Annotated in this window: 14 protein-coding genes and 1 pseudogene; 10 read left to right on the forward strand and 5 right to left on the reverse strand. The window is 63.0% G+C overall.

Annotation, left to right across the window (positions count from 1 at the left end):
• Positions 1–328: 328 nt before the first annotated feature.
• A complete protein-coding gene (locus FHS89_RS14805) occupies positions 329–1,942 on the reverse strand; it encodes an acyl-CoA synthetase (RefSeq protein WP_184012906.1) in 1,614 nt (537 codons plus the stop codon).
• Positions 1,943–2,110: 168 nt separating this feature from the next.
• On the opposite strand from FHS89_RS14805, the gene FHS89_RS14810 reads away from it, so the two are divergent.
• On the forward strand, positions 2,111–2,917 hold the full coding sequence (locus tag FHS89_RS14810) for an SDR family NAD(P)-dependent oxidoreductase (protein ID WP_184012907.1): 807 nt from the start codon (positions 2,111–2,113) through the stop codon (positions 2,915–2,917).
• 3 nt (positions 2,918–2,920) lie between these two features.
• Here the strand turns inward: FHS89_RS14810 and FHS89_RS14815 are convergent, their stop codons facing one another.
• Positions 2,921–3,493: a histidine phosphatase family protein gene (locus tag FHS89_RS14815; RefSeq protein ID WP_184012908.1), complete on the reverse strand. Its 573-nt coding sequence runs from the start codon at positions 3,491–3,493 to the stop codon at positions 2,921–2,923.
• Complete coding sequence (cobU, locus tag FHS89_RS14820) at positions 3,490–4,020, reverse strand: bifunctional adenosylcobinamide kinase/adenosylcobinamide-phosphate guanylyltransferase (RefSeq protein WP_184012909.1); 531 nt, start codon at positions 4,018–4,020, stop codon at positions 3,490–3,492. The genes FHS89_RS14815 and cobU overlap by 4 nt, the downstream gene beginning before the upstream one ends.
• Before the next feature lie 105 nt (positions 4,021–4,125).
• On the opposite strand from cobU, the gene FHS89_RS14825 reads away from it, so the two are divergent.
• The 7 genes and pseudogenes from FHS89_RS14825 to FHS89_RS14855 form a co-directional block, all read left to right on the forward strand.
• A complete protein-coding gene (locus FHS89_RS14825; protein WP_184012910.1) occupies positions 4,126–5,001 on the forward strand; it encodes an RNA polymerase factor sigma-32 in 876 nt (291 codons plus the stop codon).
• Positions 5,002–5,171: 170 nt separating this feature from the next.
• The gene (gene coaBC, locus FHS89_RS14830; RefSeq protein WP_184012911.1) at positions 5,172–6,365 is read left to right on the forward strand and encodes a bifunctional phosphopantothenoylcysteine decarboxylase/phosphopantothenate--cysteine ligase CoaBC; all 1,194 of its coding nucleotides are present in this window, start codon (positions 5,172–5,174) and stop codon (positions 6,363–6,365) included.
• A complete protein-coding gene (gene dut, locus FHS89_RS14835) occupies positions 6,362–6,865 on the forward strand; it encodes a dUTP diphosphatase (protein ID WP_184012912.1) in 504 nt (167 codons plus the stop codon). The genes coaBC and dut overlap by 4 nt, the downstream gene beginning before the upstream one ends.
• Positions 6,865–7,317 carry an RrF2 family transcriptional regulator gene (locus FHS89_RS14840; protein WP_184012913.1) on the forward strand — a complete coding sequence of 151 codons (453 nt, stop codon included), beginning with the start codon at positions 6,865–6,867 and terminating at the stop codon, positions 7,315–7,317. Before dut ends, FHS89_RS14840 begins: the two co-directional genes overlap by 1 nt.
• Positions 7,318–7,324: 7 nt before the next feature.
• Positions 7,325–8,263 carry a cysteine synthase A gene (gene cysK, locus FHS89_RS14845; RefSeq protein ID WP_184012914.1) on the forward strand — a complete coding sequence of 313 codons (939 nt, stop codon included), beginning with the start codon at positions 7,325–7,327 and terminating at the stop codon, positions 8,261–8,263.
• Positions 8,260–8,976 (forward strand): GNAT family N-acetyltransferase, encoded by a 717-nt coding sequence (locus FHS89_RS16205; protein ID WP_221229457.1) that lies wholly within the window; start codon positions 8,260–8,262, stop codon positions 8,974–8,976. The genes cysK and FHS89_RS16205 overlap by 4 nt, the downstream gene beginning before the upstream one ends.
• 8 nt (positions 8,977–8,984) lie before the next feature.
• A pseudogene (locus FHS89_RS14855) lies at positions 8,985–9,722 on the forward strand (HesA/MoeB/ThiF family protein); the annotation flags it as partial.
• Positions 9,723–9,725: 3 nt separating this feature from the next.
• On the opposite strand, the gene FHS89_RS14860 reads toward FHS89_RS14855, so the two are convergent.
• Positions 9,726–10,712, reverse strand: coding sequence for a 2-hydroxyacid dehydrogenase (locus FHS89_RS14860; protein WP_184012916.1), 987 nt, complete (start codon positions 10,710–10,712; stop codon positions 9,726–9,728).
• An 82-nt stretch (positions 10,713–10,794) separates the two neighbouring features.
• Here FHS89_RS14860 and FHS89_RS14865 point away from each other — a divergent pair, with 82 nt between their 5' ends.
• Positions 10,795–11,283 carry an SH3 domain-containing protein gene (locus tag FHS89_RS14865; protein WP_184012917.1) on the forward strand — a complete coding sequence of 163 codons (489 nt, stop codon included), beginning with the start codon at positions 10,795–10,797 and terminating at the stop codon, positions 11,281–11,283.
• A gap of 102 nt (positions 11,284–11,385) precedes the next feature.
• Positions 11,386–11,670, forward strand: a complete 285-nt coding sequence (locus FHS89_RS14870) for a hypothetical protein (RefSeq protein WP_184012918.1) — start codon at positions 11,386–11,388, stop codon at positions 11,668–11,670.
• Here FHS89_RS14870 and miaB read toward each other — a convergent pair.
• Positions 11,667–12,995, reverse strand: coding sequence for a tRNA (N6-isopentenyl adenosine(37)-C2)-methylthiotransferase MiaB (miaB, locus tag FHS89_RS14875; RefSeq protein WP_184012919.1), 1,329 nt, complete (start codon positions 12,993–12,995; stop codon positions 11,667–11,669). The two genes, FHS89_RS14870 and miaB, sit on opposite strands and share 4 nt — an antisense overlap.
• Between the last annotated feature and the right edge of the window lie 24 nt (positions 12,996–13,019).

Consider the following 13,019-nt stretch of genomic DNA (forward strand, 5'->3'; position numbering starts at 1 on the left):
TTTTTCCGGAGGATACCAATGTAGCAAAAGTTTCGCGCTGAAGCGCGGCTTTTTCGTCTGAAGACGAAGGCTTCAACCAAATCAGGGACAGTGAAATGGGACTGGCGGAGCAAGAGCAGCCCCCGCGATTCGGCCGTGGGTCAAGGTCCGAGGAACGAGCGGCCTTGACGCGCGGGCGAATCGTGAAACCCACAATTGAGGGGGTGATTTGAGGAACAAACCTGTTCCTCAAACACCTCATGACAGGCAAAGCCTCAGCGCCGAAGGCGCTGCCGGGCCCAACAGGAGGAGGGAGCGCAAGCGACTGAACGACGGGCGGGAGAGCCCCCTACAGGTCCTGTGCGCGCGCGCGGAGGACGAATTTCTGGATCTTTCCGGTCGATGTTTTCGGCAATTCGCCAAATATCACCGTTCTTGGGCATTTGTAATGCGCGAGGTTCTCGCGGCAAAAGCTGATCACCTCCGCCTCATTCGGCGCATGCCCTCCCTTGAGTTCAATAAAGGCACAGGGCGTTTCACCCCATTTCTCATCTGGGCGCGCGACCACGGCGCAGAAGGACACAGCGGGGTGTTTGTAGAGCACCTCCTCCACCTCGATCGACGAGATATTCTCCCCACCAGAGATGATGACATCCTTGGAGCGGTCCTTAAGCTGGATATATCCGTCCGGGTGTTTCACCCCGATATCCCCGGTCCAGAACCAGCCGTCCTTGAATGCTTTTGCCGTCGCCTTCGGGTTCTTGAAATAGCCTTTCATCACCACATTGCCGCGCATCACCACTTCGCCAAGGGATTGGCCATCGGCGGCCACCATCTCCCCGGTTTCGGTGTTGCACACATCAAGCGCCTCAAGCGCGGCATAGCGCACGCCCTGACGGGATTTCAGCGCGGCTTGCTCCGCCACGGGCTTGTCCGACCAGTCCTGATGCCATTCATTGATCACTGCCGGGCCATAGCATTCGGTCAGCCCATACAGGTGGGTCACATTGAACCCAGCCTCGGCCATCGCTGCGAGCACCGTTTCAGGGGGCGGGGCAGCGGCGGTCATGAATTCGACAATATGCGGCAGGTCGCGCTTTTCCTCGCCCGAGGCATTGAGCAGCGTCGACATCACGATGGGCGCGCCGCACATATGGGTCACACCATGATCCGCGATGGCATCGAACATCGCCTTCGCACGCACTTGCCGCAGGCACACATGGGTGCCCGCAACGGCACTTAGCGACCACGGAAAACACCAGCCATTGCAGTGAAACATCGGGAGCGTCCACAGATAGACAGGATGTTTGCCCATCCCCGCGCTCAGGATATTGCCCGTTGCAAGCAACGACGCGCCGCGATGATGATAGACCACGCCTTTTGGGTCACCGGTGGTGCCGGACGTGTAGTTCAGGCTGATGGCGTCCCATTCATCCTCCGGCATCAGCCAGTTGAAATCGGGATTGCCAGCCACGACGAAATCGGAATAGCCGCAGGTGCCCTCATGCACGGTCGGGTCGAGATATTCGATAATGGTCGGCTTTACCTTCGCAAGTTTGATCGCCTCATGCGCCAGCGGCACCAATTCGCGGTCCACAAGTAGGACTTTTGCCTCCCCATGATCAAGGATGAAGGCAATGCCCGCCGCATCAAGCCGCGTGTTGAGCGCATTCAGCACAGCGCCCGCCATCGGCACGCCGTAATGCGCCTCGATCATCGGTGGGGTGTTGAACAAAAGGGCCGCCACCGTATCGCCCCGCGCAATCCCGATATCGCTGAGCGAGCAGGCAAGGCGGCGCGCCCGCGCGTAGAGATCGGCATAGCTCAGACGCTGCTCGCCATGGATCACAGCCGGATGCGCGGGAAAGGTGCTCGCCGCCCGCTCCAGCAGGGTCAGCGGCGTGAGGGGCTGGTGATTGGCGGGATTGCGGGGCAAATCCCGGTTAAAGGCAGCATATGTCATTGTCATCTCCTCCCGTTTTTCCGCACTGTCACGCCTGCGGTTGGCTTAAGAAAGGGCGATTGACCCGCCCTGTCCAGTCTGATCGTCATATCCCCCCTCGAAACATCGGCAGAGTTGGGCTATGTGAGCGGTCCGGGAGACCGACCGGCGTAACGCAAGGAGGAACGGATGGGCGTGTCCGTTGCAGGAAAGACCGCGATTGTCACAGGAGCCGCGCATGGCGTGGGGCTCGCGATTGCGCGCAAACTCGTGGCCAATGGCGCAAATGTGGTCATGGCCGACCTCGATGATGAAAAGCTCGACAGTGAAATCACCACGCTGCGCAAGGATGATGGCCGTGTGACGGGCTTTTCCTGCGATCTGCGCGAAAAGCTGTCGATCACCAATCTGATGGCCACCGCGATGGATCAGTACGAGCGGGTGGACATTCTGGTGAATGCGTCCCGTCAGGTGCTGGCCTCTGATCCGCTGGACCCTGATGATGATCTTTTTGACCAGTTGATGCAGCAGAACGTGAAGAATGCGCTGCGGCTCAGCCAGGTCGTTGCGCGCAAGATGATCAAGCAGGCCGCCGATCAGCCCCGCGGCACGAATAACGGGGCCATCGTGAACGTGACCTCCATCGCGTCGCGCCGCACATTGCCTGAATTGCTGGCTTATTCGGTCAGTTGCGCGGCGCTTGACCAGATGACCCGCAGCCTCGCGGTGGCCTTGGCCAAGGATGGGGTGCGGGTCAATGCCGTGGCCCTTGGCGGTGTGATGACCGCCCATCTGAAAGAGGCATTGAAGGACCGGGAGGAACTGCGCGCCGAACTCGCCGCCGTGACCCCGCTGGGCCGGATCGGTGAGGCGGAAGAAGCGGCGGAGGCCGTGATGTTCCTCGCCTCCGACGCGGCGAGCTTCATCACCGGGCAGATTTTGGGTGTCGATGGCGGGCGCATGAACCTTGATCCGATGGACCGGCCCGCGCACTGACCGCTAAAGCTGGAGGTTCACCCCACCGACCCGCCAAACGCCGGGTTCGGGCAGGTAATCGAGCCGGGTCATTGAGAGGTTCGCCACTTCAAACGCCAGCGCCCGGTCCGGGGACAGTCCCGTCGCATGGGCCAAGGCGGCAAGGATCACACCCATATGGGCTACCGCGATAATATCGCGGTGCTGGCCATTGAGGCGATCAATTTCAGCGACAACACGGGCCGAAAACCCATCCCAGCTTTCCCCGTTCGGCGTGGCAGGAGCACCCGGAGTGGTCCAGAACGCATGGGACAGGTCGGGCCAGCGGGTCGCGATCTCATCAAATCCCAGCCCCTCCCAATCACCATAATGCATCTCCCGCAAGGCCGATGTGTCGGGCAGACGCTCCCGATCCAAGGCATCTGCCGTTGCTTTGGCGCGGATGAGGTCAGACGAAATCACCGGGGCGTCTGCGGGCAAGGCCGCGCGGAGCCGCGCGAGTTTCACGGTGTCGGACAAATCGGCGGGCAGATCGGTCCAGCCGATAGCAGCCTTTGCATGGGTCGGCCCGTGCCGCACCCACCACCAGCGGGTCATTGCGGCACCGTGCCTTTCAGCGCCATGGGCAATCCGGCGGCGACGAACAGCACCGTATCGGCCTCCGCCGCGATGGCCTGATTGAGCCGCCCCTGCGCATCCCGAAACCGGCGCGCGAGCGCATTTTCCGGCACGATACCAAGGCCCACTTCGTTTGACACGACGATCACCGGCCCCGTGGCCGCGCTGAGTGCTGCCCGCAACGCGGCACTCGCGCGATCAAGGTCGGCCTCCGCCAGCATTTCGTTGCTCAGCCACAGGGTCAGGCAATCTATCACCGTCACATGCCCGGCGGGCACGCCCTTTATGGCGTCGGGCAGGGCGCGCGGCTCCTCGATGGTCAGCCACCCCGCGCCCCGATCCGCCCGGTGGCGGACGATGCGGTCGGCCATTTCATCGTCCCAAGCCTGCGCCGTGGCGATATAGGCGCGTGGCAGGCCGCAGCCGATGGCCAATCGTTCGGCCAATGCCGATTTGCCAGAGCGGGCGCCGCCAAGCACGAAAGTAAGTCTTTTGAGTCCGCTCATGAAACAATCTGAATCTTTTTTACAGGATTGGTGATCCAAGCCGTTAACCGCTTCGTAACACCCTAAAGACCACAACACGCACCACACCGACAAGGGATCTGAGCCATGGCACTGGATGACACGCTTTCCCGATCTGTAACGCGCAAGGCCATGTCGGCCGAAATGCTGGATGCAGAGACCGAGTTGCAATTGGCCCGCGCATGGCGGGACAATCGCGATGAACGGGCTTTGCACCGCTTGGTTACGGCCTATATGCGGCTCGCCGTGTCGATGGCCGCGAAATATCGCCGGTACGGGGCACCGATGCCGGATCTCATTCAGGAGGCGGGGGTAGGCCTGATGAAGGCCGCGGATAAGTTTGACCCGGATCGGGGGGTCCGGTTCTCAACTTATGCCGTATGGTGGATCAAGGCGTCGATCCAGGATTATGTGATGCGGAACTGGTCGATGGTCCGTACCGGCTCCACCTCGTCGCAAAAGGCGCTTTTCTTCAATATGCGCCGCGTGCGCGCCAAGCTGGAGCGTGAAGCCGGGGGCGACACGATCGACGGGCAGACCATGCGTGAGATGATCGCGACCGAGGTTGGCGTGCCGCTGCGCGATGTGGAGATGATGGAGGCCCGCCTGTCCGGCTCCGACTTCTCACTCAACGCGCAACAGGCGGGCGATGAGGGCCGCGAATGGCTTGAGGCGCTGGAGGATGAAAGCCCGCAGGCCGATGAAACCGTCACCGCAAACCATGACACATTGCGCGCCCGCGCGTGGCTGACCGACGCGATGCAGGCTCTCACGGACCGCGAAAAGATGATCGTGGTGGAGCGTAAGCTCCGCGACGACCCGCGCACGCTGGAAAGCCTCGGCACGGAATTGGGCCTCTCGAAAGAGCGCATCCGCCAGCTTGAGGCGCAAGCGCTCAAGAAGCTGCGCAAGCGGCTGGAGGCCAGCAATGTGAGCGCGGCAGAGATGCTCGCCTCCGCCTGAACAGGTTTTACTCCCCAGACTGGGCCGGTCGCATGCGCGCACCGGCCCATTTTTTGTGCTCTTTGCGCGGGTAGGAAATGCCCATCCCTTCCCCCCTTTGCCTTGAAAGGTGGGACTCCGGGCCATACACACTATATCTGTGTTAATAATCCCGACGCCCGGAGCCCCATATGCTGACTGGATCACGCATCCTCCTGATCATTGGTGGTGGCATTGCGGCCTATAAATCGCTTGAGCTGATCCGGCTTTTGAAAGGGGCGGGTCATGCGGTCAGCCCGGTTCTGACCCGGGCGGCGGAGGAATTCGTGACACCGCTCTCCGTTTCTGCGCTGGCGGGGGAGAAGGTCTATCGCGACCTGTTCGATCTGACGGATGAAGCGGAGATGGGGCATATCCAACTGTCCCGCGCCGCCGATCTGGTCGTCGTCGCCCCGGCCACCGCCGATATGATGGCCAAGATGGCCCATGGTCACGCCAATGACCTTGCCTCCACGCTCCTGATGGCGACCGATACGCCCGTGTTGATCGCGCCTGCGATGAATGTGCGGATGTGGGAGCACGCCGCGACCCAGCGCAATCTGGCGACGCTTCACGGCGACGGAATTGCCGTGATCGGGCCGGATGTGGGCGACATGGCCTGTGGGGAGCATGGACCGGGCCGGATGAGCGAGCCTGCCGCCATCATGGCGGAGATCACCCGCAGGCTCAGCGACGGGCCGCTCAAGGGAAAGCATATCCTCGTCACCTCTGGCCCCACCCATGAGCCGATTGACCCGGTGCGCTACATCGCCAACCGATCCTCCGGGGCGCAAGGAACCGCGATTGCGGAGGCGTTGACCGCACTTGGGGCTGAGGTCACCTTCGTCACTGGCCCCGCGACGGCCCCCCGCCCCCGTGGTGCGCGGTTGATTGAGGTGGAGACCGCCCGGCAGATGCTCGACGCGGTGCAAGCCGCCCTGCCCGCTGCAGCCGCTGTGTTCTGCGCGGCGGTTGCGGATTGGCATGTGACAAATGCCGGCTCCTCCAAGATCAAGAAAGACGCGACCGGCACCCTGCCGACCCTCGATTTCGCGGAAAATCCGGACATCCTCGCCACGATCAGCAAGGGCGCTGATCGCCCGCCGCTCGTCATCGGGTTTGCTGCGGAAACGGATGACGTGATCGCACATGCGACCGCGAAACGCGCGCGCAAGGGCTGCGACTGGATCGTCGCCAATGACGTGCGGCCCGAGACGGGCATCATGGGCGGGACCAGCAATCAGGTGACGCTCATCACAGCGGACGGGGCTGAGCCATGGCCCCTTTTGAGCAAATCGGACACGGCCGCGCGTCTTGCCGCGCGCATTGCGGAGCATCTGACATGACCGGCATCAATCTCAGCCTGCCCGGCATCACCGTCAAAGTGAAACGCAGCGACGATGCCGACCCGGATATCCCGCTCCCCGCCTATGAGACGAAAGGGGCGGCGGGCATGGACCTGTGCGCGAATTTCGGCACCGATCTGCGCCGCCGCCCGGTGAGCCTGATGCCAATGGGCCGCGCGCTGATCCCCACCGGATTGAGCCTTGAAATCCCGGACGGGTTCGAGGGGCAGGTCCGCCCGCGCTCCGGCCTTGCCCTGCGGCACGGGATCACGGTGGCCAATGCGCCCGGCACGATTGACAGCGATTATCGCGGGCAAGTGTCGGTGATCCTGATCAACCTTGGCACCAAGACCTATGAAATCAGCCATGGCGACCGGATTGCTCAGCTTGTTCTGGCACCGGTCATCCGCATTCATTGGGCGCTGACTGATACGCTTGACGATACGCCGCGCGGCTCGGGTGGGTTCGGCTCCACCGGCAAAAACCGAAAGGCCCCCTGATGCTCAGACTCTCCCGTAAATCCATCCTCGCCATCGAAGCAGTGCTTGACGTTGCCTATAATGCGCGCCCCGAACCCGTGCAGGCGCGCGACATCACCAAGCGGCAGGGCGTGCCGCATCGCTACCTTGAGCAGGTGTTGCAGCGGCTTGTGCGCGATGGCGTGCTCAAGGGCGTGCGGGGACCGCGCGGCGGCTACACGCTGGCCCGTGAACGGCGCAAGGTGACGGTGGGCGATGTGGTCCGCGTGGTCGCGCAGATGGATGTGGAGCTTGACGATACCCGCTCACAAGGCGCGCTGTTTGCCGAGGTTGTCAGCCCGCTCTGGATCGACATGCAGGCCCGCATCTTCGCCGAGATGGACGACATCACCATGGAGCATCTCTGCCAACAGGCAGAGGCCGCGAATGTCCCACGCGCCGAAGTGTCGGATGCGGATGATTTCACGATCTGAGGACTGAATGCGCTCGCGCGGAACGATCTATTCCAACATCACCGAAACCGTGGGCGGCACGCCCTTGGTCCGGCTGTCGCGGCTGGCGCCCGAGGCCGATATCTGCGCCAAGCTGGAGTTTTTCAATCCGCTCTCCTCGGTCAAGGATCGCATCGGCGTCGCGATGATCGACGCGCTGGAGCGGGAAGGGCGGCTTTTGCCCGGTGGCACGCTGGTGGAGCCGACAAGCGGCAATACTGGTATCGCGCTTGCGTTTGCCTGTGCTGCGCGCGGGTACAAACTGATCCTTGTGATGCCCGAGAGCATGTCGATCGAGCGGCGCAAGATGCTCGCCCTATTGGGCGCGGAGTTGCGGCTGACCCCACCGGGGCAAGGGATGCCCGCCGCCATCGCCCTGGCCGAGGAGATCGTGGCAAGCCTGCCCGGCGCGGTGATGCCGCAACAGTTTGAAAACCCGGCGAACCCGGACATTCACATGACTACCACGGCAGAGGAAATCTGGGCCGACACTGCCGGGCGCGTGGACGTGTTCGTGGCCGGTGTGGGGACCGGGGGCACGATCACCGGCACCTCAGCCGTGCTCAAGGCGCGCAACCCGGCGCTCCACGTCGTCGCGGTGGAGCCGGAGGACAGCCCGATCCTGTCTGGCGGCGTCGCGGGGTCCCATAAGATTCAAGGGATCGGCGCGGGCTTCGTACCCGCCATTTTGCGGCGTGATCTGATCGACGAAGTGCTGACCGTCGCGAACCAGTCCGCTTTCGACACCGCACAGGCACTCGCGCGGGTGGAGGGCATCCCGGCGGGCATCTCATCCGGTGCGGCCGTGTCAGCCGCGCTTGAGATCGCCGCCCGGCCCGACATGGCAGGCAAGCGGATCGTCACGATCCTTCCGTCGAGCGCCGAGCGCTACCTCTCAACCGCCCTGTTCGACGGGTTGACCGCATGATGTCGGTACTCAATACGCTTGGCTCCGGTGGGCTGGTGACGGTGTTTCTGTTCACGGGTCTGGCGCTTGGCTTTGCTTGGGCGCTCGATCTGCCTCAGCGCGCGCGGGTGTGGATCATCGGGATCGCTGTCGCGAGCCTGCCGCTGTCGCAATTCCTGCCCGCCGGGAACCCGTTTCGCGAGCAAATCGCGCAATCCCTTGGTGCGCTGTTGGTGGGCGCGGTTTTCATATCGCCGATCCTTGTCTATGCGGTCGTGATCCGGAAACTGCGCCGCCGCGCCGAACCACCCCCGCCCCCACCCCGGCAGGGGCTTGGCCTGATTGAGGAGGACGCCGCGCTCAACGCGGACATGCACGCAAAGCTTGTGGCGATGAACCTCGAACTGGGCCCTTATGAAAAGGTCGTATTCTCCCTCGTACACCGGGACAGCCGGGGAGAGATCGAAGGCGCCTTGCGCGTGATCATCGTGCTTGGCCGGGCGGAGTTCACGACATTCTGGGTCGAGCCCGAGGCCCGTGGCAAGGGCATAGGAGGGATCCTGATCCGCGCGGCGGAAAACGAGGCACGGATGCGCGGCGCAACGGTTGCGGTGCTTGATACCTTCAGTTGGCAAAATGCCATGCCATTTTATGAGAAAGCCGGATTTCGGCGCGCTTATACCCGCGCTTTCCCTGCTGGACCCGAGCAATATTTCTATGAGAAAGAGCTATGACCCCAGATGAGCTGGACCGTTACGCGCGCCATATCGTGCTGCGCGAAATCGGCGGTCCGGGGCAGGCAAAGCTGCGCCGCGCGCGGGTGCTGGTGATCGGTGCGGGCGGGCTGGGGTGCCCTGCGCTGCTGTATCTAGCGGCGGCAGGTGCGGGCACGCTGGGGATCGTGGATGACGATCGGGTGAGCCTGTCCAATTTGCAGCGGCAAGTCCTGTTCCGAACCGAGGATATTGGCCGCCCCAAGGTCGATGCCGCCGCCGACGCCATCGCCCGCCTGACCCCCCATGTCAGCGTGGAGCGGCACGCACAGAGGCTGGGAGAGGACGCAACAGAGCTAATCTCTGCATATGATCTGATCCTCGACGGGACGGATAATTTTGCCACCCGCTATGCGGTCAATCGTGCCTGCGTGGCAGCGGGCAAACCCCTTCTGTCGGCAGCGATGACCCAATGGGAAGGGCAGATCAGCCTTTACGATCCGGCCCATGGCGGGCCGTGCTACGCATGTGTCTTTCCCGAAGCCCCGGCAGAGGGGCTTGCCCCCTCCTGCGCGGAGGCTGGCATCATGGGGGCGCTGGCGGGCGTGATGGGTAGCATGATGGCGGGCGAAGCGATCAAGCAAATCACTGGCGCGGGCGACGGATTGCGCGGCACGATGCTGATCTATGACGCGCTCTACGCGGATGTCCGGCGGATGGGCGTCAGGCAGCGGGCGGATTGTCCGGCCTGTGGCAGCGCCGCCTGATCCTCACAACATACTCGGCACAACCAGATCCGGGGGGCGGTGGCCATCGGCGAAGGTTTTGATGTTGATGATGACCTTCTCGCCCATCTCAAGCCGCCCCTCCTCCGTCGCACTCCCCATATGGGGCAGCAGTAGCACGTTCGGTAGTTCTTTCAGGCGCGGGTTCACCGCGTGGCCATGCTCGTACACATCAAGCCCAGCGCCCGCGATATCGCCTGAGCGCAGCGCGCGGGTCAGGGCGTTTTCATCCACGATCTCGCCGCGTGCGGTGTTGATGATATAGGCCGTGGGCTTCATCAGTTTCAGCCGCCTTGCGTTGATCAGGTGAAAGGTCGCGGGCGTGTGCGGCGCGTTGATTGACAGGATATCGACACGCGCCAGCATCTGATCAAGGCTGTCCCAATAGCGCGCGCCAAGCGCCTGTTCGGTCTCCGTATGGAGGCGGCGGCGGTTGTGATAATGCACCTGTAGGCCAAAGGCCAGCGCGCGCCGCGCCACCGCCTGCCCGATCCGCCCCATGCCCAGAATGCCGAGGCGTTTGCCCCCGATCCGGTGGCCCATCAGCGCCATCGGGCTCCAGCCATGCCAGTCCCCGCTCGCCATCATGCCTGCCCCTTCCTTGAGGCGGCGCGGGACACTGAGGATCAGCGCCATGGTCATATCCGCCGTATCATCGGTCAGCACGCCGGGGGTGTTGGACACCGCAATCCCGCGCTGACGGGCGGTGGCCACGTCGATATGATCGAACCCCGCACCATAATTGGCAATGAGCTTCAACTGCTCCCCCGCCTGCCCCAGCATCCGCGAATCGATCCGGTCCCCGAGGGTCGGCACGATCACATCCGCCGTTTTCATCGCCTGCGCCAGCGCATCGGGTGAAATCGGCTGGTCGCTGTCGCTCAAAGTCACGTCAAACAACTCAGCAAGCCGGGTCTCCACCGGTTCTGGCAGGCGGCGGGTCACAAAAACCTTGAGTGTCTGGTTCGGCATAAAAAAGTCCTCCGATTGACGGATGCGTTTTGCTATTGGAAAGCGTAGTCTCCCCATGGCAACAGATAAACCGTGAAATAATATGTCGCGCCGAATTACCGCATTAATTTTTTCGATCCTGCTGATCGTGACGCCCGGCTTTGCCGTGGCGCAAGGCGATCGGGGGCCGGTCACGGGGCTGGACCTGCCGCGTTATGTCAGTCTGAAAGGCAGCAAGGGGAATGTGCGGCGCGGCCCGTCTTTTGGCCATCCGATCGACTGGGTGTTCGTGCGCCGGGGAATGCCGCTGCGGGTGACCGCCGAATATGACGTCTGGCGGCGGGTCGAGGATCACGAAGGCGAAGGCGGCTGGATCCATTCCACGCAAATCTCCGGCGTGCGCACGGCGCTGGTGCGCGATGACGGCTTGGTGCTGCGTGAACGCCCGACCGACCGGGGCCGCCCTCTGGCCGAGTTGGGTGAAGGGGTCATCGTGCGCCTTGATGAGTGTCAGGGCGATTGGTGCATTGTCCAGATCAACGGCATCGAAGGCTGGGCCCCGGCCCGCACCATGTGGGCAACGGGCCGTTAACGCTGATTGACCCTCTCCGGGCAAGATTTCGTTAACACCTCGCCCCTAGCTTCTCCCTATGGGTGACCGTCCGGGGGGACGGCGAAATTGGGGGAACCACACATGGGTAAAGGAATGGTCACGGCGATTTTCGCCGCAGGGATGAGTCTGTCTATCGGCAGCGTGTCCGCACAGGAGCGGGTGCCGAATTTTGCCGAATTCGGATACGCGCTCGACGGAAAGATGCCGACGCCGCATCAATTCGTGATGGACTGGATGGAGGAAGAAGCGCCGGGGATCACCGACATGATCCTGCGCGCGCGCCAGCCATTTGGCCCGCAAAGCGATCTCGGGCTGAGCTTCGACCCGGATGGGCAAAGCTCCGTGCGGGTCACGCTGCGCTTTTAGGCCAGCCGACCGGCCAGCGAATTCGGGGCAGAGGCAGTGATCTCCACCGGCAGGATTTTACCCCGCGCTTCGGGTGCGGCCGTGACGAACACAGACTGGAGGTAGGGGGATTTGCCGATCATCTGGCCCGGCTCCCGCCCCGGCTTCTCGAACAGGACAGGGAGGGTTTTGCCCACCTGCGCCTGTTGGAATTCACGCTGATGGCGCGTCAGCATGTCCTGCAATTCCGCGAGCCGCGCGCTGGCGACATCGTCCGGGATCGTGGGCCGGTCGGCGGCTGGCGTGCCGGGGCGCGCGGAATATTTGAAACTGAACGCCGAGGCATAGCGCACCTCTTCACACAGGCGCAGCGTGGCCTTGAAATCCGCATCCGTTTCGCCGGGAAATCCGACGATAAAATCGCCGGAAATCGCCATATCGGGCCGGGCCGCGCGCATCCGGTCTAGCACGCGCAGGTATTGCTCGGCGGTGTGGCGGCGGTTCATGGCCTTCAAGATCGGATCAGAGCCGGACTGCACGGGCAGATGCAGATAGGGCATCAGCTTGTCGATCTCGGCATGGGCGGCGTAGAGGTCTTCGGTCATGTCATTGGGGTGGGAGGTGGTGTAGCGGATGCGCTCCAGCCCTTCGATCCCGGCCAGTTCCTGCACCAATCGCGCCAGCGACCAATCGGCACCGTTTAACCCTTCACCGTGATAGGCATTCACGTTCTGGCCCAGCAGCGTGATCTCCGCCACGCCCCGCTCCACCAGATCGCGGGCCTCGGCCATGATGCGGGCCGCCGGGCGGCTGACTTCGGCACCACGGGTATAGGGCACCACGCAGAACGCGCAGAATTTGTCACAGCCCTCTTGGACGGTAAGGAACGCGGCGGGCGCGCGGCTGGCCTTGGGGCCACGCGCGCGGGGCAGATAGTCGAACTTGTCCTCTTCTGGAAATTCGGTGTCGATGGCCCGCGCGCCCTGCCGCACCTTTGCCTCCATCGCGGGGAGCCGGTGATAGGCCTGCGGGCCGACCACGAGATCAACGAGCGGCTGGCGGCGGATGATCTCCTCCCCCTCGGCCTGCGCGACACAGCCCGTCACCCCGATTTTGAGGTCGGGCTTGGCGTCCTTGAGGCTGCGCATCCGGCCCAGTTCCGAATAGACCTTCTCCGCGGCCTTTTCGCGGATATGGCAGGTGTTGAGCAGGATCATATCCGCGTCATCGGGCGAATCCGTCTGTTCATAGCCCGACGGGGCCAGCGCACCGGCCATCCGTTCGCTGTCATAGACATTCATCTGACAGCCATAGGTTTTGACGTAGAGCTTCTTCGTCTCGGCCATGGGGCGCTCCTTGAGGGCAAAAAA

Origin of the sequence: Rubricella aquisinus, assembly GCF_014199445.1 — a bacterium.
GTDB lineage: Bacteria > Pseudomonadota > Alphaproteobacteria > Rhodobacterales > Rhodobacteraceae > Rubricella > Rubricella aquisinus.

Coding starts and splice junctions, on each gene's coding strand:
- FHS89_RS14805 (WP_184012906.1), bottom strand. CDS start 1,942: ATGACATATGCTGCCTTTAACCGGGATTTGCCCCGCAATCCCGCCAAT.
- FHS89_RS14810 (WP_184012907.1), top strand. CDS start 2,111: ATGGGCGTGTCCGTTGCAGGAAAGACCGCGATTGTCACAGGAGCCGCG.
- FHS89_RS14815 (WP_184012908.1), bottom strand. CDS start 3,493: ATGACCCGCTGGTGGTGGGTGCGGCACGGGCCGACCCATGCAAAGGCT.
- cobU (WP_184012909.1), bottom strand. CDS start 4,020: ATGAGCGGACTCAAAAGACTTACTTTCGTGCTTGGCGGCGCCCGCTCT.
- FHS89_RS14825 (WP_184012910.1), top strand. CDS start 4,126: ATGGCACTGGATGACACGCTTTCCCGATCTGTAACGCGCAAGGCCATG.
- coaBC (WP_184012911.1), top strand. CDS start 5,172: ATGCTGACTGGATCACGCATCCTCCTGATCATTGGTGGTGGCATTGCG.
- dut (WP_184012912.1), top strand. CDS start 6,362: ATGACCGGCATCAATCTCAGCCTGCCCGGCATCACCGTCAAAGTGAAA.
- FHS89_RS14840 (WP_184012913.1), top strand. CDS start 6,865: ATGCTCAGACTCTCCCGTAAATCCATCCTCGCCATCGAAGCAGTGCTT.
- cysK (WP_184012914.1), top strand. CDS start 7,325: ATGCGCTCGCGCGGAACGATCTATTCCAACATCACCGAAACCGTGGGC.
- FHS89_RS16205 (WP_221229457.1), top strand. CDS start 8,260: ATGATGTCGGTACTCAATACGCTTGGCTCCGGTGGGCTGGTGACGGTG.
- FHS89_RS14860 (WP_184012916.1), bottom strand. CDS start 10,712: ATGCCGAACCAGACACTCAAGGTTTTTGTGACCCGCCGCCTGCCAGAA.
- FHS89_RS14865 (WP_184012917.1), top strand. CDS start 10,795: ATGTCGCGCCGAATTACCGCATTAATTTTTTCGATCCTGCTGATCGTG.
- FHS89_RS14870 (WP_184012918.1), top strand. CDS start 11,386: ATGGGTAAAGGAATGGTCACGGCGATTTTCGCCGCAGGGATGAGTCTG.
- miaB (WP_184012919.1), bottom strand. CDS start 12,995: ATGGCCGAGACGAAGAAGCTCTACGTCAAAACCTATGGCTGTCAGATG.